The organism is Streptomyces sp. RLA131 (genome assembly GCF_056270125.1).
The window spans coordinates 5572515-5592836 of sequence record NZ_JBWDOQ010000002.1; the positions used below are offsets into that span (position 1 = coordinate 5572515).

The window sequence follows — 20322 nt, forward strand, 5'->3', positions numbered from 1 at the left end:
TGTAACTCGCGACATGGTGCTGACATCCGAGGGGAAATCATGAGCGATCAGAAGTCCGGCTGGTCGATACTCGCGCAGGGGGAGTCCGGTGAAATAGTACTCGCCGTCGACTTTCCGGCCACCGGCCGTTTGCAGGCGGATTTCGACGAACTCGCGTCCCGGCTCACGGCGGGGCACGGATTCTGGCGTACCGCCGTGGCGCCGACCGGCCTGCTGACGGGGGTGAGTCCCGAGGAGTACATCCAGCCCTGGCTGGACGAGGTCCGGCGCAACGGGGCGCCGGTGCGCGCGGTGGCGGGATTCTGCGTGGGAAGCGTCTACGCGGCCCTGCTCGCCGAGCGGATAGGGCAGTGGCAGGAACGGACCCCGGACATCATCCTGTTCGACCCCGAGCTGGTCAACGGCGGCACGATCTACTGGCAGTTCGCGATGGTCGTCGAGAGCCTGTCGCAGATGCTGGACCAGGAGGGCGCGGACCAGCTGCGCGAGGCCGGCCGGGTCGCCTACGAGGAGATCGAGGAGCCGGACCGGCTGGCCGCGGCCCTGGTCGGACGGTTCCGTGAGGCCATCGCCGTGGCCTGCGAACGCACCGGTCTCGGCGAGGAGTTCGTCCAGGAGCTCGTCGACATGTTCGGCTCCTTCATGTCCTATCTGTCGATCGCCGACCAGGCCGACGTCCTCCCGCTGTGGAGCACCGCGACGGCCCTGCAGTCCTCCGGCGTCGACAACGGCCTCAACCGGGTGCGCAACTCGATCCTCAAGACCGACGACCGGCTCGTCGCCGAGGAGATCGTGTTCAGCGGGGTCGAGCACGCCGACCTGCTGCGCTCCGACGAGGTCGCCAAGGCCGCGACCGAACTGCTCACCAAGTAGCCGCCGACCAGCAGCCCAGTAGACCGAGAAGATCGGACACACCGAGATGGAACAGGCGCACGGGGAACCCCGCGGCGGTACGCCGGCGACGAGCAAGGAACGATCCCTCTGGCTGCTGGAGGATCTCGTCCCCGGCGCCGGGGTGAACAACCTGACCTTCACCTTCCAGGCCGACGGACCCCTCAACGGCGAGGCGCTGCAACGCGCCCTGTCCTTCCTGGTCCGCCGGCACGAGGTGCTCCGTACGGTCTTCCGCCCCGACGGCACCGCCGCCGACGGCTCGGCCCTGCGCAAGTGGGCGGTGCCGGCCGACGAGGCCCGGGTCACCGTCGGCAGCCACCGGTCCGAGCCCGGCGCCGACGTCCTGGACGGCCTGACCTCCTTCGTCGGCACCCCCTTCCGCGCCGACGGCAGCCTGCTGCTGCGCGCCCGGCACGTGGTGCGCCCCGACGGCGACATCTTCTGCCTGGCGCTCCACCACAGCGTCTACGACGGCATGTCGACCGCCGTCGTCGTCGAGGAGTTCAGCGCACTGTACGACGCCTTCGACGCCGGCGCGGCGACCCCGGAGAGCCTGTTCGGCGAGGTGCCGCGCTGGGAGGAGCCGGCTCCCTCGGACCGCAGCCGGGCCTACTGGGAGCGGCAGGTCGCCGGCCTGGACGTCAGCACCCTGAACCTGTGGTGCGACAAGCCGCTGCCGGCCAGGACCACCCTCGCCGGGGACTGGGTGACCCGCAAGCTGTCGCCGGAGGCCGCGGCCGTCGCCAAGCGGCTCCAGCGGGAACTGCGCGCCCCCGAGGTCGTCATCCTGCTCGCCGCCTACTACGTGCTGCTGGCCGCGCACGGTGCCGGCCCCGACATCACCGTGGGCTCCCCGGTCAGCGTCCGGGGCCGCGAGCAGCAGAAGGCCATCGGCTACCACATCAACGTGCTCACCCTGCGGGAGTCCGTCGCCCCCGAGCGCAGCTTCCGAGAGCTGGTGACCGGGCTGCGCCGGATGTTCCTCGAAGCGGTCGGCCACGCGGACTTCCCCGTGGACGAACTCCTCGAAGTCGTCCCCCGGGTCGACGCCTCCTGGCGCAACTCCATTTTCCGGCACGTCTTCAACTATGTTCCCAACAGTAATCCGGAATTCAAGATAGGCGGCGGGAAAGCCCGGCTGCTCACCGTCGAGAACGGCTTCAGTAAATTCGACCTGGAATTCTTCGTCACCGTTCTCGGTGATTCCCTCCAGATCAGGGCCGCGTTCTACGAGGACGCCTACAGCCGCAGCGACGTGGAGCTCATGATCGAGCGCTACGAGGGCCTGCTGCTGGCGCTGGGCTCCGAGTCCGACACCCCTCTGGGATCGCTGCGGGTGTGGAGCGGGCGCGACCACGAGATCATCGACGGCGCCAACCGCACCGGCCGTCCGCTGCCGTACGGGTCCGTCCTCCAGGCGGTCGCCCGGCAGGTGGCGGAGCGTCCCGGGGCGGTCGCGGTCCAGGAGGGTGACCGCGAGGTCGGTTACGCCGAGCTGTGGCGGTCCGCGCACGGCATCGCCGCGCAGCTGCGGGCGGCGGGGGCGGAGCCCGGCTCCGTCGTCGCGCTGCTGTGCCGGCGCGGCGCCACCCTGGCCTCGGCGGTGCTGGGCGTATGGCTGGCCGGGGGCGTCTATCTGCCCCTGGACCCGGACCACCCCGCCCAGCGCGTGGTGTACCAGCTGGAGGACGCGCGGGCCCGGCTGGTGATCGCCGACCCCGGGGTCGAGGTGCCGCTGGAGGACCGGGTGGTCATCCGCCCGGCCCGCTCCGGGGACGACCCGGCGGCCGGCCCGGCGGCCGGCCCGCAGGCCGCTGCCGACCCCGGCCCGGTGCCGGAGCCCGACCCGGACGGCCGCGCCTACCTGATCTACACCTCCGGCTCCACGGGCCGCCCCAAGGGCACCCTGATCAGTCACCGCAACCTGGCCAACCTGGTCGACCACTTCGCCGACGAGCTGGGCTGCACCCCGGCGACGTCCACCCTGTGGATGACCACCTTCAGCTTCGACATCTCCGCGCTGGAACTCCTCGTCCCGCTGGCCACCGGCGGCCGGGTGGTGGTCGCCCCGGACGGCGCCCGGGTCGACGGCGGACAGCTGCTCGACGTCCTCCAGCAGCACTCCATCGACATCGTCCAGGCCACGCCGACCACCTGGCGGCTGGTCGTCCAGCAGGCGGGCGCCCGCCTGGAGGGACGGCAGGTGCTGTCCGGCGGCGAACCGCTCCCGCCGACGCTGGCCCGGCAACTGCTGGCCACCGGCGCCGGGCTGCGCAACGTCTACGGCCCCACCGAGACCACCATCTGGTCGGCGTCCGGGCTGATCGAGGACCTGGACGAGGGGCGGCTGCACGTGGGCCGGCCCATCGCCAACACCCAGATCTTCGTGGCCGCCCCCGACGGCCGGGAACTGCCCATCGGCGTCAGGGGCGAGCTGTGCATCGCCGGCACCGGCGTGGGCATCGGCTACCACGAGCGCGACGAACTGACCGCCGAGCGCTTCGCGTCGCACCCGTCGTACGGGAAGTACTACCGCACCGGCGACGTCGCCCGCTGGCTGCCCGACGGCACCCTGGAGGTCCTGGGCCGGATGGACCGGCAGGTCAAGCTCCGGGGCAACCGCATCGAGCTCGGCGAGGTGGAGTCGGTACTCCTCGAACACCCCGGTGTCCGGGCCGCGGCGGTGGTCCTGGTCGGCGACCCGACCACCGACGGGGCGCTGGTCGCCTTCGTGGTGACCGGGCCGGAGCACCGCGAGCGCGTCATCGAGGAACTGTGGAGCCACACCCGCACCCTGCTCCAGGGCGCCGCGGTGCCGCAGGAGTTCATCGCGGTCGAGGCCTTCCCGATGACCGGCAACGACAAGGTGGACTACCCCGGGCTGACCCGGACCGCCGAGGCCCGGCGGGCCCGGGGCGCCGACGGGCCGGAGGAGGCCGCCGACACCGGGGACGCCGTGGTGGACGAGCTGACGGCGCTGTGGCGCCAGCTCCTGGGCAACAGCGGCCTGTCCGCGCAGTCCCACTTCTTCACCAGCGGCGGGCACTCGCTCCTCGGCGCCCAGCTCGTCCAGAAGATCGACCAGCGGATCGGGGTCCGGCTGAAGCTGGCCGACCTCTTCGCCAACCCGACCCCGCTCGCTCTGGCGGAGCGGGTGCGGGCGGCGCAGCAGACGTGAAACCCCTGTTCACCGCAGTACGGCACGACGTGAGATGCCTTCCCCGATGACCAGCCCCCCGCGCCTGCCGGGGGCTGGGCATCGGTGCTTCCGGACCGACCGACGACATTCCCGCAACTTTCTCCACTCTCGGTAACGCGAGGAGCGTGAGGCAGCGATGGCCGCCAACGACACCAAACTGATCGACGCGCTGCGTGCCTCCCTGAAGGAGGCGGAGCGGCTGCGTGAGCAGAATCGTTTACTCGCTTCCGCCGCGCGGGAACCGATCGCGATCGTGGGCATGGCCTGCCGCTACCCGGGCGGGGTCGGTTCCCCGGAGGACCTGTGGCGGCTGGTGTCCGGCGGGCAGGACGCCATCGGCCCCTTCCCCTCCGACCGGGGCTGGGACCTCGAAGCCCTCTACCACCCCGACCCCGACCACACCGGGACCAGTTACACCCGCGACGGCGGGTTCCTCTACGACGCCGACCGCTTCGACGCCGGGTTCTTCGGCATACCGCCCCGTGAGGCCCTGGCCATGGACCCCCAGCAGCGGCTGCTGCTCGAAGTCTCCTGGGAGGCGATGGAGCACACCGGCATCGACCCGGCGGCCCTGCGCGGCTCCCGTACCGGGGTCTTCGCCGGTGTCATGCACCACGAGTACGTACCGCCCATGGCCGACGTCCCCGGTGACCTCGAAGGCATGGTGACCACCGGCAAGGCCGCCAGCGTGGTCTCCGGCCGGGTCTCCTACACCTTCGGCTTCGAGGGGCCCGCCGTCACGGTGGACACCGCCTGCTCGTCCTCCCTGGTCGCCCTGCACTTCGCCGGCCAGGCACTGCGCGCCGGCGAGTGCGACCTCGCGCTGGCCGGCGGGGTCACCGTCATGGCCGGCGCCGCGTCCTTCGTGGAGTTCAGCCGGCAGCGCGGCCTGGCCCCGGACGGACGGTGCAAGTCCTTCGCGGCCGGCGCCGACGGCACCGCCTGGTCCGAGGGCGTCGGCGTCCTGGTCCTGGAGCGGCTGTCCCGGGCCCGCGCCAACGGCCACCGCGTCCTGGCCGTCGTGCGCGGCTCCGCCATCAACCAGGACGGCGCCAGCAACGGGCTCACCGCCCCCAACGGCCCCTCCCAGGAACGCGCGATCCGCCAGGCGCTCGCCCAGGCCGGGCTCGCCCCCTCCGAGGTGGACGCCGTCGACGCCCACGGCACCGGCACGGCGCTGGGTGACCCGATCGAGGCCCAGGCCCTGCTGGCCACCTACGGCCAGGACCGCGAACAGCCTCTGTGGCTCGGCTCGTTGAAGTCCAACATCGGGCACACCCAGGCCGCCGCCGGAGTGGCCAGCGTCATCAAGATGGTCATGGGGATGCGGCACGGCGTCCTGCCGAAGACCCTGCACGTGGACGCCCCCTCGCCCTACGTGGACTGGTCCACGGGCGCGGTGGAGCTGCTGACCGAGCAGCGGGAGTGGCCCGGCGGCGACCGTCCGCGCCGGGCGGGGGTCTCCTCGTTCGGGATCAGCGGCACCAACGCCCACGTCATCCTGGAACAGGCCGAGGCAGAGGCGGAGCCCGCCGGACCGGCGACCACCGAGCACGACGGGCCGGTGCCCTGGGTGGTCTCGGCGCGCAGCGCGGAGGCCCTGCGCGGCCAGGCGGAACGGCTGCGGGACTTCGCGCGGACGCGACCGGGGCCGAGCCCGGCGGACACCGCCCTGGCCCTGGTGACCTCACGGACGGCCTTCCCGCACCGCGCGGTGGTGACCGGCTCCGACCTCGGTGAACTGGCGGCGGCACTGGACGCGTTGGCGTCCGGCGGGACCGCCCCGGGCGTGGTGACGGGCACGGCGGGCGGCGGGTCACGGGTGGGCGTGCTGTTCTCCGGTCAGGGCGCGCAGCGGCTCGGTATGGGGCGCGGACTGTACGCGGCCTTCCCGGTGTTCGCCGCGGCGTGGGACGAGGCGTGCGCGGAGCTGGACAAGTATCTGGACCGGCCGCTGACCTCGGTGGTCGAGGGCGACGACGCCGCTCTGCTGGACGAGACCGGGTACACCCAGCCCGCGTTGTTCGCCTTCGAGGTGGCGGCCTTCCGGCTGCTGGAGTCCTTCGGGATCCGGGCCGAGGTCCTGGTCGGGCACTCCATCGGTGAGCTGGCCGCCGCCCATGTCGCCGGGGTCTTCACACTGCCCGACGCGGCCCGGCTGGTGGCGGCCCGGGCCCGGCTGATGCAGGCACTGCCGTCCGGTGGCGCGATGGTCGCGGTGCAGGCCACCGAGGAGGAGGTGCGCGAGGCCCTGGACGGGCACGGCGCGAGGGCGGCGGTCGCCGCTGTCAACGGGCCGTCCTCCGTCGTGGTGTCGGGCGAGGAGAGCGTGGTCGAGGAGATCGCCCGGGTACTGGCCGACGGTGGTCGCAAGACCCACCGGCTGAAGGTGTCGCATGCCTTCCACTCGCCGCTGATGGATCCGATGCTGGAGGAGTTCCGGCAGGTCGCCCGGTCGGTGTCCTACGGGACGCCCAAGGTCGCCGTCGTCTCGAATGTCACCGGCCGGCTCGCCGGGCCCGGTGAGCTGGAGGACCCGGAGTACTGGGTCCGGCATGTGCGCGAGGCCGTACGGTTCGCGGACGGGGTGCGCGCGGCCTGGGGCGCCGGGGCACGGGTGCTGGTGGAGGCCGGTCCGGACGGGGTGCTGACCGCGATGGCCCGCCAGGTGCTGGCCGACGCCGAACCGGAGCCGGTCGCGGTGGCACTGACGCGCAAGGACCGCCCGGAGCGGCAGGCGCTGCTGGAGGCACTGGCCGGCGCCCATGTCCGCGGTGTGCCGGTGGACTGGGCCGCCTGCCTGGAGGCGCTGGGTGCCCCGGGGCGGCGGGTGGAGCTGCCGACGTACGCCTTCGACCGTCAGCGCTACTGGCTGGAGCCGGTGTCCGGCTCCGCCGACGTGGGCGCGGCCGGGCTCGGCGTGGTGGAGCACCCGCTGCTGGGCGCGGTCACCGAACTGGCCGCCGGGGAGCAGCAGATACTGAGCGGCCGCATCTCCCTGGCCACCCACCCCTGGCTGGCCGACCACGCCGTGCTCGGCAGTGTGCTGCTGCCGGGGACGGCACTGGTCGAGATGGTGCTGCGGGCCGCCGACCGCACCGACTGCCACCGGATCGGCGACCTGACCCTGCAGGCCCCCCTGCTGCTGCCGGAGCAGGGCGCGGTGCAGATACAGGTGGTGATCGGCGGCGCCACGAGCCCCGCCGCAGGCGGCACCACAAGCCCCGGGGACCGTCCGGTCGCGGTGTACTCGCGGGTCGAGACCGGCCCGGCGGCCGCCTGGACGCTGCACGCCGAAGGGCTGCTCGTGCCCGCCGGCCCGGTGCCGCCCGCCGAACCGGCCGCCTGGCCGCCGCCCGGGGCCGCCGTCGTGGAGCCGGCCGACCCGTACCCGGCGCTCACCGCACGCGGCTACGGCTACGGACCCGCCTTCCAGGGGCTGAAGGCCCTCTGGCGGGCCGGGGAGGAGGTGTGCGCCGAGGTCCGGCTGCCCGAGGCCGTCCAGGGCGACGCGGCCGCCTTCGGACTGCACCCGGCGCTGCTCGACGCCGCACTGCACCCCCTGCTGCTGGCGGTGTTCGACGACACGTCGCAGGCGCTGCTGCCCTTCGCCTGGTCGGGGGTCCAGCTGCACGCCGAGGGCGCCACCGAACTGCGCGTCCGGATCACCCGCACCGGCCCCCAGGAGGTCTCGCTGCGGATGTCCGACGCGACCGGCGCCCCCGTGCTGGACGTGGAGTCGCTGACCGTCATGCCGGCGTCCGCCGAGCAACTGGCCGCCGCGATGGCGGGCACCTCGGCGCCCTCGGGCTCCCTCCACGGGCTCGACTGGGCCGAGGTGGTGCTGTCCGAGGGGGCGGCCGCGGAGGCGGTCTTCGTCGAGGTTGCTGTGCGGCCGGGTCCTGATGTGCCGGCGGCGGCGCGGGCGGCCGCGCACGAGGTGCTGGGGCTGGTTCAGGGCTGGCTGGCCGAGGAGGCCCGGGCCGACGCGCGGCTGGTGTTCGTGACCCGGGACGCGATGGCGGTGACCGGTGAGGAGGAGGTGGATCCGGCGGCGGCGGTGGTGTGGGGTCTGGTGCGGTCGGCGCAGACCGAGCATCCGGGGCGGTTCGTGCTGCTGGACGTGGACGGTACCGAGGACTCCGTACGGGCGAGGGCCGCGGCGGTGGCCACTGACGAACCGCAGCTGGCGCTGCGCGAGGGCCGGGCCCTGGCGCCCCGCCTGGTGACGCTGCCCGCCGCGGGCACGGACTGCCCGCAGTGGGATCCGCGGGGCACGGTCCTGGTCACCGGTGGCACCGGTGGTCTGGGCGCGCTGGTGGCCCGCCGCCTGGTCGTGGAGCACGGCGTACGCAATCTGCTGCTGCTCAGCCGCCGTGGCCTCGAAGCCCCGGGCGCCGCCGAACTCGTCGCGGAGCTCGGCGGGTTGGGCGCCTATGTGACGGTCGCCGCCTGCGACGTCACGGACCGTACGGCACTGGCCCGGCTCGTCGGCTCGGTCTCCGCCGACCGCCCGCTGACCGGTGTCGTGCACCTGGCCGGGATCCTGGAGGACGCCCCGGTCGACGCACTGACCCCGGAGCGGCTCGACCGGGTCTTCGCGCCCAAGGCCGAGGCGGCCTGGTATCTGCACGAACTCACCCAGGACCTGCCGCTGGCCGGGTTCGCGGTCTTCTCCTCCCTCGCCGGGGTCTGGGGCACCGCCGGGCAGGCCAACTACGCCGCCGCGAACGCCTTCCTGGACGCCCTGGCCGCCCACCGTCACGCCCGGGGGCTGCCCGGGGTGTCGCTGGCCTGGGGGCTGTGGGCCGGGGCGTCGGGCATGTCCGGGGAACTGGGCGAGACCGAACTGCGGCGGCTGGCGGCCGTGGGCATCCTGCCGATGCCGGAGGCCGAGGGCCTCGCCGCCTTCGACGCGGCCCTCGCCGGGGACCGGGCCCTGGTCGTACCGGCCAGGCTCGACCCCAAGGCCTTCGGTGCGGGCGGCGAGCCCGTCAAGCCACTGCTGCTGCGACTGGGCACCCCGGGCGCGGTCCGGCGGCGGGCGGCGGCGGCCGGCGCGGCCAAGGGCGCGGCCGGGCTGAAGGACCGCCTGGCCGGGCTGGACGAGGCCGCGCGGCAGCGGCTGCTGCTGGACCTGGTACGCGGCCAGGTCGCCGCCGTCCTCGGCTTCACCGGCCACGACGCGGTCGGCACCGACCGGCTGTTCCAGGAGCTCGGCTTCGACTCGCTGACCGCCCTGGAGTTCCGTAACCAGCTCAAGGCCGCCACCGGCCTCAAGCTCTCCGCCACCCTCATCTTCGACTACCCCACCCCCGCGGCCCTCGCCGAGTCACTCCTGCGCGAGCTCGCCCCGGAGGAGGCCCGGCACCCGGTGCTGAACGAACTGGACCGCCTGGAGACCCAGCTGGGGACCCTCGGCTCCGACGCGCAGCTGCGGGAGGAAGTCACCGCGCGGCTGCGGGAGTTGCTGCGCGTCGGCGCGGGAGGCGAACCGGCCGCCGCCTCGGATGACGAGCTCCTCGCCGAGCTCGAAAACGAACTCAAGACCTTCTGAGCAAAGGACTGGTCATGCCGAGCAACGAGAGCCAGCTGCGGGAGTACCTGCGTCGGGCGACGGCCGAGCTGCGCGAAGTCAACCGCAAGGTGCGGGAGATGGAGGAACGGCAGCAGGAGCCGATCGCCATCGTCGGGATGGCCTGCCGCTTCCCCGGCGCGGTGGCCTCCCCCGAGGACCTGTGGCGGCTGGTCGCCGAGGGCCGCGACGGCATCTCGGAGTTCCCCCAGGACCGTGGCTGGGACCTCGACGCCCTCATCGACCCCGACCCCGAGCACCCCGGCACCTCGTACGTCCGGCACGCCGGATTCCTGCACGAGGCAGGCGAGTTCGACGCCGGGTTCTTCGGTATCTCACCCCGCGAGGCCCTGGCCATGGACCCGCAGCAGCGGCTGCTGCTGGAGACCTCCTGGGAGGCCGTGGAACGGGCGGGCATCGACCCGCTGGCCCTGCGCGGCTCCCGTACCGGGGTCTTCGCCGGTGTGATGTACCACGACTACCAGCCGCCGCTGGCCGCCGTCCCGGAGGACCTGGAGGGCATGGTCGGCACCGGCAGCGCCGGCAGTGTCGCCTCGGGCCGGGTGTCGTACAGCCTGGGCTTCGAGGGGCCCGCCGTCACGGTGGACACGGCCTGCTCGTCGTCCCTGGTGGCGCTGCATCTGGCCGGCCAGGCGCTGCGGGCCGGCGAGTGCGACCTCGCGCTGGCCGGTGGCGTCACCGTCATGGCGACCCCCAGCTCCTTCGTGGAGTTCAGCCGGCAGCGCGGCCTGGCCCCGGACGGACTGTGCAAGTCCTTCGCGGCCGGCGCCGACGGTACGTCGTGGGCGGAGGGCGTCGGCATGCTGGTCCTGGAGCGGCTGTCGCTGGCCCGGGCCAACGGGCACCGGGTGCTGGCGGTCGTACGCGGCTCGGCGGTCAACCAGGACGGCGCGAGCAACGGACTCACCGCCCCCAACGGCCCTTCGCAGGAGCGGGTCATCCGCCAGGCGCTGGCCACGGCCGGGCTGTCCACGGCGGACGTCGACGCGGTCGAGGCACATGGCACCGGCACCCCCCTCGGGGACCCCATCGAGGCGCAGGCCCTGCTGGCGACCTACGGGCAGGGCCGCCCGCAGGACCGGCCGCTCTGGCTGGGATCGCTGAAGTCCAACATCGGCCACTCGCAGGCGGCGGCGGGGGTGGGCGGTGTCATCAAGATGGTGATGGCGATGCGCCACGGGATCCTGCCCGCGACTCTCAACGTGGACGAGCCCTCCCCGCACGTGGACTGGTCGGCGGGCGCGGTGGAGCTGCTGACCGAGCAGCGGGAGTGGCCGCAGACCGACCGGCCGCGCCGCTCGGCCGTGTCGTCGTTCGGGATCAGCGGCACCAACGCCCACGTCATCCTGGAACAGGCCGAACCCGAGCCCGCCAGGCAGCCGACCGCCGAACGCGACGGACTGGTCCCCTGGGTCCTCTCGGCCCGCGGCGCGCAGGCGCTGCGCGGCCAGGCGGAACGGCTGCGCCCGCTCGCCGCCCCCGCGACCGGGACGGCGGCCGCGGCGGCGGCCCGGCTGGATGTGGCGTTCTCGCTGGCCGGTGAGCGGGCCGCGCTGGAGCACCGCGCGGTCGTGCTCGGCGCCGACCGGGCCGCACTGGCCGCCGGACTCGGCGCGCTGGCGACCGGGGAGGCCACACCGAGCGTGATCACCGGCACCGCCGCCGGCGCTCCCCAGGCCGCCGTGCTCTTCACCGGCCAGGGCGCGCAGCGGCTCGGTATGGGGCGCGGACTGTACGCGGCCTTCCCGGTGTTCGCCGCGGCGTGGGACGAGGCGTGCGCGGAGCTGGACAAGTATCTGGACCGGCCGCTGACCTCGGTGGTCGAGGGCGACGACGCCGCTCTGCTGGACGAGACCGGCTGGACCCAGCCGGCGCTGTTCGCCTTCGAGGTGGCCGCCTTCCGGCTGCTGGAGTCCCTCGGCGTGCGCGCTGACGTGCTGGTCGGGCACTCCATCGGCGAGCTGGCAGCCGCCCATGTCGCCGGGGTGTTCTCGCTCGCGGATGCCGCGCGCCTGGTGGCGGCCCGGGGCCGGCTGATGCAGGCGCTGCCGGCGGGCGGCGCCATGGTCGCGGTGCAGGCCACCGAGGAGGAGGTGCGCGAGGCACTGGACGGGCACGGCGCGAAGGCGGCGGTCGCCGCCGTCAACGGGCCGTCCTCCGTCGTGGTGTCGGGTGAGGAGAGGGCGGTCGAGGAGATCGCCCGGGTCCTCGCCGAGGGCGGTCGCAAGACCCACCGGCTGCGGGTCTCGCACGCCTTCCACTCGCCGCTGATGGACCCGATGCTGGAGGAGTTCCGGCAGGTCGCCCGGTCGGTGTCCTACGGGACGCCCAAGGTCGCCGTCGTCTCGAACGTCACCGGCCGGCTCGCCGGGCCCGGTGAGCTGGAGGACCCGGAGTACTGGGTCCGGCATGTCCGCGAGGCCGTACGGTTCGCGGACGGCATCCGGGCCGCCTGGGACGCCGGGGTGCGGCTGCTGGTGGAGGCCGGTCCGGACGGGGTGCTGACCGCGATGGCCCGCCAGGTGCTGGCCGACGCCGAACCGGAGCCGGTGGCCGTGCCGTTGGCCCGCAAGGACCGCCCGGAGACGCAGGCGGTGCTCGAAGCGCTCGCCGAGGCGTACGTCCGCGGTGTGCCGGTGGACTGGGCCGCCTGCCTGGAGGCGCTGGGTGCCCCGGGGCGGCGGGTGGAGCTGCCGACGTATGCCTTCGACCATCAGCGCTACTGGCTGGAGCCGGTGTCCGGCTCCGCCGATGTCGGGGCGGCCGGGCTCGGCGTGGTGGAGCACCCGCTGCTGGGCGCGGTCACCGAAATGGCCGCCGGTGACCAACTGGTGCTGAGCGGACGGCTGTCGCTCGCCACCCACCCCTGGCTGGCCGACCACGCCGTGCTCGGCAGCGTCCTCCTCCCCGGCACGGCGTTCGTGGAGATGGCACTGCAGGCCGGGGACCGTACCGGCTGCGGCCGGCTCGACGAACTCAACCTGCTGGCACCGCTGGTGCTCGCCGATCACGGTGGCGCGGTACAGATCCAGCTGGTCGTGGGCGCGGCGGCCGAGGCCGGGCGGCATACGGTCTCGGTGTACTCGCGGAGCGAGGAGCCCGGCCGGGCACCGTGGACCCTGCACGCCGAGGGACTGCTGGCCCCGCTTCCCGCCGGGACGGGCGCCGGTACCGCACTCACCCCGTGGCCGCCGCAGGGCGCGGAGCCGGTGGCCCTGGACGGCGTCTACCCGGACCTGGCGGAGCTGGGGCTCCGGTACGGGCCGGTCTTCCAGGGGCTGCGGGCCGCCTGGCGGCGCGGCCGCGAGGTCTTCGCCGAGGTCGCCCTCCCGCAGGAGGCGTACGAGGACGCGGGACGGTTCGGACTGCACCCCGCGCTGCTGGACGCCTCGCTGCACGCCATCAGCCTGGGCGGTTTCCTGGACGGCGGGGAGCCCGGCCGCCCGGCGCTGCCCTTCGCCTGGCAGAACGTCGAACTGCACGCGGCGGGCGCCTCCGGCGTACGCGTCCGGGTCGCGCCGTCCGAGTCCGCGGCCGACGCGGTGCGGCTCACGGTCGCCGACCCGACCGGGGCGCCGGTGCTGTCGGTGGAGTCGCTGGCCCTGCGGCCGGTCTCCCCGGAGCAGCTGGCGGCGGCCGTGGCGGGGTCGGCGTCCTCCGGCACGCTGCTGGGCGTGGACTGGGCCGAGGTGGTGCTGTCCGAGGGGGCGGCCGCGGAGGCGGTCTTCGTCGAGGTTGCTGTGCGGCCGGGTCCTGATGTGCCGGCGGCGGCGCGGGCGGCCGCGCACGAGGTGCTGGGGCTGGTCCAGGGCTGGCTGGCCGAGGAGGCCCGGGCCGACGCGCGGCTGGTGTTCGTGACCCGGGACGCGATGGCGGTGACCGGTGAGGAGGAGGTGGATCCGGCGGCGGCGGCGGTGTGGGGTCTGGTGCGGTCGGCGCAGACCGAGCATCCGGGGCGGTTCGTGCTGCTGGACGTGGACGGTACCGAGGACTCCGTACGGGCGAGGGCCGCGGCGGTGGCCACTGACGAACCGCAGCTGGCGCTGCGCGAGGGCCGGGCCCTGGCGCCCCGCCTGGTGACGCTGCCCGCCGCGAGCCCCGAGCCGGTCCACGGCGACGGGACCGGCACGGTCCTGGTCACCGGTGGCACCGGTGGTCTGGGCGCGCTGGTGGCCCGCCGCCTGGTCGTGGAGCACGGCGTACGGAGCCTGCTGCTGCTCAGCCGCCGTGGCCTCGAAGCCCCGGGTGCGGCTGAACTCGTCGCGGAACTCGCCGAGTTCGGGGCACAGGTGTCGGTCGCCCCCTGCGATGTCACGGACCGGGCGGCGCTGGCCGCGCGGATCGCGGGCATTCCCGCCGACCGCCCGCTGACCGGTGTCGTGCACCTGGCCGGGATCCTGGAGGACGCCCCGGTCGACGCACTGACCCCGGAGCGGCTCGACCGGGTCTTCGCGCCCAAGGCGGACGCGGCCTGGTATCTGCACGAACTCACCCAGGACCTGCCGCTGACCGGGTTTGTGCTCTTCTCCTCGCTCGCCGGGGTCTGGGGCAACGCGGGCCAGGCCAACTACGGCGCGGCCAACGCCTTCCTGGACGCCCTGGCGGAGAACCGCCGGGCGCGCGGCCTGCCGGGGGTCGCCCTGGCCTACGGCCTGTGGGCGGCCGACGCGGGCATGTCCGGGGAACTGGGCGAGGCCGAACTGCGGCGGCTGGCGAGCGCCGGTGTGCTGCCCCTGTCGGAGGCGGAGGGCCTGGCGGCCTTCGACGCGGCCTTCGACCCCGCCTTCGGCGGCGTACGGCCCCGGCTGGTCTCCGCCCGCCTCGACCTGAAGGCGCGGGCCGGTCAGGCGGGGCCGGTCAAGCCCCTGCTGCGGCGGCTGGTCACCGGTCCCGTGCGCCGGACGGCTGCCGGCCCCGGCGGCGCGGCCGGGCAGACGGGCACCGGGCTGAAGGAACGGCTGGCGCCGCTGGACGAGGCCGAGCGGCTGCGGCTGCTGGCGGAGCTGGTACGCGGCCAGGTCGCCGCGGTGCTCGGCTTCGCCGGCGGCGACGCGGTGGGCACCGACCGGCTGTTCCAGGAGCTCGGCTTCGACTCGCTGACCGCCCTGGAGTTCCGTAACCAGCTCAACACCGCGACCGGGCTGAAGCTCCCGGCCACCCTCATCTTCGACTACCCCACCCCCGCCGCCCTCGCCGGCTTCCTGGCCAGGGAACTCCTCGGCGGCGAGGTGGCCCGCGCCACCGCCCAGGGCTCCACGGGTGCCGACGACGACCCGATCGTCATCGTCGGGATGGCCTGCCGTTTCCCGGGTGAGGTGGCCTCCCCCGACGACCTGTGGCGGCTGGTCGCCGAGGGCCGCGACGGCATCTCGGAGTTCCCCCAGGACCGTGGCTGGGACCTCGACGGCCTCTTCGACGCCGACCCCGAGCACCAGGGCACCTCGTACTGCCGTCGGGCCGGATTCCTGCACCACGCGGCCGAGTTCGACGCCGGGTTCTTCGGTATCTCACCCCGCGAGGCCCTGGCGACCGACCCCCAGCAGCGGCTGCTGCTGGAGACCTCCTGGGAGGCCGTCGAGCGCGCCGGAATCGACCCGGCCGCGCTGCGCGGCACCCAGACCGGGGTCTTCGCCGGCCTGATGTACCACGACTACGCGCCCCCGCTGTCCGCCGTCCCCGGCGAACTGGAGGGCATGGTCGGCACCGGCAACGCCGGAAGTGTGGTCTCGGGCCGGATCTCGTACACCTTCGGCTTCGAGGGGCCCGCCGTCACGGTGGACACGGCCTGCTCGTCGTCCCTGGTCGCGATGCACCTGGCCGGTCAGGCGCTGCGGCACGGCGAGTGCGACCTCGCGCTGGCCGGCGGCGTCACGGTGATGGCCACCCCGGCGGCCTTCGTGGAGTTCAGCCGGCAGCGCGGTCTGGCCCCGGACGGACTGTGCAAGTCCTTCGCCGCCGGTGCCGACGGCACCGCGTGGGCCGAGGGCGTCGGCGTCCTGGTCCTGGAGCGGCTGTCCCGGGCCCGCGAGAACGGCCACCGCGTGCTGGCGGTGATCCGTGGCTCGGCGGTCAACCAGGACGGCGCGAGCAACGGGCTCACCGCCCCCAACGGCCCCTCCCAGGAGCGGGTCATCCGCCAGGCCCTCGCCAACGCGGGCCTGTCCACGGCGGACGTCGACGCGGTCGAGGCACACGGCACCGGCACGACGCTCGGCGACCCCATCGAGGCGCGGGCGATCCTGGCCACCTACGGCCAGGAACGCCAACAGCCGCTCTGGCTCGGATCGCTGAAGTCCAACATCGGCCACTCGCAGGCGGCGGCGGGGGTGGGCGGTGTCATCAAGATGGTGATGGCGATGCGCCACGGGATCCTGCCCGCGACTCTCAACGTGGACGAGCCCTCCCCGCACGTGGACTGGTCGGCGGGCGCGGTGGAGCTGCTGACCGAGCAGCGGGAGTGGCCGCAGACCGACCGGCCGCGCCGCTCGGCCGTGTCGTCGTTCGGGATCAGCGGCACCAACGCCCACGTCATCCTGGAACAGGCCGAACCCGAGCCCGCCAGGCAGCCGACCGCCGAACGCGACGGACTGGTCCCCTGGGTCCTCTCGGCCCGCAGCGCCCCGGCCCTGCGAGGCCAGGCCCGGCGGCTCCGCGGCTACGTACAGGAGCGGCCGGAACTGACCGCCACCGACATCGCCGGGGCGCTGCTCGCCGGACGTACGCCCTTCGAGCACCGCGCGGTACTGCTCGGCGACGGGCCCGGAACCTTCGACGCGGCCCTGGCGGCCCTGGCCGACGGCGGACCGGCGGCCGGACTGGTCACCGGCACCGTTCCCGAGACGCCGGGCCGTACGGCGGTGCTCTTCACCGGCCAGGGCGCCCAGCGCCCCGGCATGGGACGGGAGCTGTACGCGGCCTTCCCGGCCTTCGCCAAGGCCTTCGACGAGGCCTGCGCGGCGCTCGACGAGCACCTGGACATCCCGCTGCGGGAACTGGTCCTCGGCGAGGGGGACGACTCCGGCAGGCTGGACCGCACCGAGTTCACCCAGGTCGCCCTGTTCGCCTTCGAGGTGGCCGCCTTCCGGCTGCTGGAGGCGTTCGGGGTGCGCCCCGACCACGTCGTGGGCCACTCCGTCGGCGAACTGGCGGCGGCGCATGTGGCCGGGGTGTTCTCGCTGGCCGACGCGGCCCGGCTGGTCGCGGCCCGGGGACGGCTGATGCAGGCGCTGCCGCCGGGCGGCGCCATGGTCGCCGTCCAGGCCGGTGAGGCCGAGGTCCTGGAGGTGCTCGCGGAACTGGCGGTGGGTGCCGACCGGGCCGGGGTGGCAGCGGTCAACGGGCCCACCTCCACCGTCCTGTCCGGCGACGAGGACGCCGTCGTCAAGGCCGCCGAGATGCTGGCGGGACGGGGCCACAGGACCAAGCGGCTCCGCGTGTCGCACGCCTTCCACTCGGCACGGATGGACCCGATGCTCGCCGGGTTCGAGCAGGTCGCCCGGGAGATCGGCTACGCCGAGCCGCGGATCCCCGTCATGTCGAACGTCACCGGCGAGCCGGCCGGCCCCGGCCTCCTCACCGACCCGGCGTACTGGGTGCGGCACGTCCGCGAGGCCGTGCGCTTCGCCGACGGCGTGGCCGCGCTGCGCGAACTGGGTGTGACCACCTTCGTCGAGGCCGGGCCGGACGGAGTGCTGACCGCCATGGCCCAGGAGACCCTGGCCGTCCGCGAGGACGGTGCCACCGTGACCGCCCTGCCGGTGGTGCGGCGCGACCGGCCCGAGGCGGCCTCACTGCTGTCCGCCGTGGCAGCGCTGTACGCGGCCGGACACCCCGTGGACTGGTCGCCCGTACTCGGCGAACAGGGCGCCGCCACCCGGCTGGAACTGCCCACGTACGCCTTCGACCACCAGCACTACTGGCTGCGCGGCGAGGCCGGCACCGGCAATGTCGCCACGGCGGGGCTGGGCGCCCTGCTCCACCCGCTGCTGGGCGCCGTCACCGAGATGGCCGGCGGCGAGCAGCTCGTCCTCAGCGGACGGCTGTCGCTGGCCACCCACCCCTGGCTGGCCGACCACGCCGTGCACGGCAGGGTCCTGGTGCCCGGCACCGGCCTGGTGGAGCTGGCGATCCGGGCCGGCGACGAGGCCGGTTGCCCCGTCATCGACGAACTGACCCTTCAGGCACCGCTGTTGCTGCCCGAGCGCGGCGGTCTCCAGATCCAGGTCGTGGTCGGTGCCCCCGGCGAGAACGGCGGCCGGTCCGTGGGTGTGTACTCACGGGCCGAGGACGCCGGGCCGGTGCCCTGGACCCGGCACGCCGACGGGCTGCTGGCGCCGCCGGCCGCCGGGGCACCCGCCGACACCGGACTGGGCCAGTGGCCCCCGCAGGGCGCCGAGGCGATCGGTGTCGAGGACGCCTACGACTACCTGGTCGGGCGCGGCTACGGCTACGGGCCGGTCTTCCAGGGCCTGCGGGCCGCCTGGCGGCGCGGCGGCGACATCTTCGCCGAGGTCGCCCTCCCCGAGCAGGCCGAGGCGGACGCCGCCCGGTTCGGGCTGCACCCGGCCCTGTTCGACGCCGGGATGCACATGATGCTGCTGCTCGGCCGCGAGGACGGCACCGAGGAGACGATCCTCCCCTTCTGCTGGTCCGGGGTGTCCCTGCACGCGACGGGCGCCTCGGCCGTACGGGTCCGCATCGCCCGCCTCGACGACCACTCGGTGACCATCACCATGGCCGACCCGGCCGGGGCCCCGGTGCTCTCGGTGGACTCCCTGACCGTGATGCCCGCCTCCGCCGAGCAGTTGGCGGCGGCGGGGCGGGCTTCGTCGGAGGTGCTGTTCGGGGTGGAGTGGTCGGCGCCCGCCGGTGCGGGTGCCGGTGTCGCCGGTGATGTGGTGACGTTCGAGGTCCCCGACGCCGGGGCCGACGACGTACCCGGCGCGGTCCGCACGGCGACGTACGCGGTGCTGGAGCGGGTTCAGTCGTTCCTGTCGGACGAGGGGTCGGTGGACGCGCGTCTGGTGGTGGTGACGCGGGGTGGTGTGGCGGTCGGTCCTGATGAGGATGTGGTGTTGTCGCAGGGTCCGGTGTGGGGTCTGGTGCGGGCGGCGCAGGCGGAGCATCCGGGGCGGTTCGTGCTGGTGGATGTCGATGACGATCCGGCCTCCCGCGAGGCTCTGACGGGCGCGTTGGCCGGTGGTGAACCGGAGTTGGCGGTGCGGGCGGGTCGGGTGCTGGTGCCCCGGCTGCGGCGGGCCTCACTCCCCGGGACGGAGCTGACCCTGGACCCGTCGGGGACGGTGCTGGTGACCGGTGGTACGGGTGGTCTGGGTGCTTTGGTGGCGCGGCATCTGGTCACCGAGCACGGGATACGTCATCTGGTGCTGGCCAGTCGTAGTGGTGAACGTGCGGCCGGGGCGAAGGAGTTGGTCGCTGAGCTGGCCGGGTTGGGTGCCGAGGTGGCGGTGGCGGCGGTGGATGTCGCGGACCGGGCGGCTTTGGCGGCCGTACTGGACGGTGTTCCGGCGGAGCATCCGCTGACCGGGGTGGTGCATGCGGCGGGTGTGGGTGACAACGGTCTGGTGGACGCGTTGTCGCCGGAGCGGGTGGACGCGGTGCTGGGTCCGAAGGCGGATGCGGCCTGGCATCTGCACGAGTTGACGCGTGATCTGCCGTTGTCGGCGTTTGTGATGTTCTCCTCGGCGGGTGGGATGGTGCTGGCGGCCGGTCAGGCCAACTACGCGGCCGCCAACGCCTTCCTGGACACCCTGGCCGCGCATCGCCGCGCCCAGGGCCTGCCCGGCGTCGCCCTCGCCTACGGCCTCTGGGACACCAGTACCGGCCTCAGCAAGGAACTCGCCGACTCCGACCTGGAGCGGATGCGGCGGCAGGGCCTTCCGCCGCTCACCGTCGCCGAGGGGCTCGCGTCGTTCGACGCGGGACTGGGCGCCGCGCAGGGCGTGTTCGTGCCGCTGCGGGTCGACCCGGTGGCGCTGCGCTCGCGCGGTGACGGCGTTCCCGCCCTGCTGCGGGCCCTTCTGCCCGCCCCCGTACGCCGCACCGCACAGGGCGGCACCGAAGCATCCGGCGCCGCCGAACTCGAAAGCCGCCTCGCCGGACTCGCCCCGGCCGAAAGGGAGGCGGCGCTACTGGAGTTCGTACGGGAGAAGGCGGCCTCCGTGCTCGGCCACGCGTCGGCGGACGCGGTGGAGCCGGAGCGGGCGTTCCAGGAGCTGGGCTTCGACTCGCTGACCGCCGTGGAGCTGCGCAACCAGCTCAACGCGGCCACGGGCATCCGGCTGCCGGCCACGCTGATCTTCGACTACCCCAGCCCGGTGGCCCTGTGCGGCTATCTGCTCGGCGAGATCGTCCCGGCCGCACCGGACGCCGGGCGCGGCGTCATCGCCGGGCTCGACAGCGTGGAAGCGGCGCTGGCGTCGGTGTCGCCCACGGACCAGGAGGAGATCACGGCTCGTCTGGAGCTGCTGCTCGCCAACTGGAAGAAGCTCACCCGGCCCGGCGACGCGGATGTGACCGACCGGCTGGAGGCCGCGACGGCGGCCGAGGTTCTCAGTTTCATCGACAACGAGCTCGGGCTCTCCTGAGCGGGTGACAGCGAGGAAGGCATTAC

At 74.2% G+C, this 20322-nt stretch carries 4 protein-coding genes; all 4 read left to right on the forward strand.

Features of this window, described 5'->3' with window-relative positions; translation table 11 throughout:
• Positions 1-39: 39 nt before the first annotated feature.
• The 4 genes from RWE79_RS26345 (at position 40) to RWE79_RS26360 (ending at position 20296) form a co-directional block, all read left to right on the forward strand.
• Positions 40-873 (forward strand): hypothetical protein, encoded by an 834-nt coding sequence (locus RWE79_RS26345; protein WP_475942542.1) that lies wholly within the window; start codon positions 40-42, stop codon positions 871-873.
• 46 nt (positions 874-919) lie between these two features.
• Positions 920-4072, forward strand: coding sequence for a non-ribosomal peptide synthetase (locus tag RWE79_RS26350; RefSeq protein ID WP_475942543.1), 3153 nt, complete (start codon positions 920-922; stop codon positions 4070-4072).
• A gap of 190 nt (positions 4073-4262) precedes the next feature.
• Positions 4263-9650 (forward strand): type I polyketide synthase, encoded by a 5388-nt coding sequence (locus tag RWE79_RS26355; RefSeq protein ID WP_475946111.1) that lies wholly within the window; start codon positions 4263-4265, stop codon positions 9648-9650.
• A gap of 14 nt (positions 9651-9664) precedes the next feature.
• Positions 9665-20296 carry a type I polyketide synthase gene (locus tag RWE79_RS26360; protein ID WP_475942544.1) on the forward strand — a complete coding sequence of 3544 codons (10632 nt, stop codon included), beginning with the start codon at positions 9665-9667 and terminating at the stop codon, positions 20294-20296.
• Positions 20297-20322: the final 26 nt, after the last annotated feature.

Coding starts and splice junctions, on each gene's coding strand:
- RWE79_RS26350 (WP_475942543.1), top strand. CDS start 920: ATGGAACAGGCGCACGGGGAACCCCGCGGCGGTACGCCGGCGACGAGC.
- RWE79_RS26345 (WP_475942542.1), top strand. CDS start 40: ATGAGCGATCAGAAGTCCGGCTGGTCGATACTCGCGCAGGGGGAGTCC.
- RWE79_RS26360 (WP_475942544.1), top strand. CDS start 9,665: ATGCCGAGCAACGAGAGCCAGCTGCGGGAGTACCTGCGTCGGGCGACG.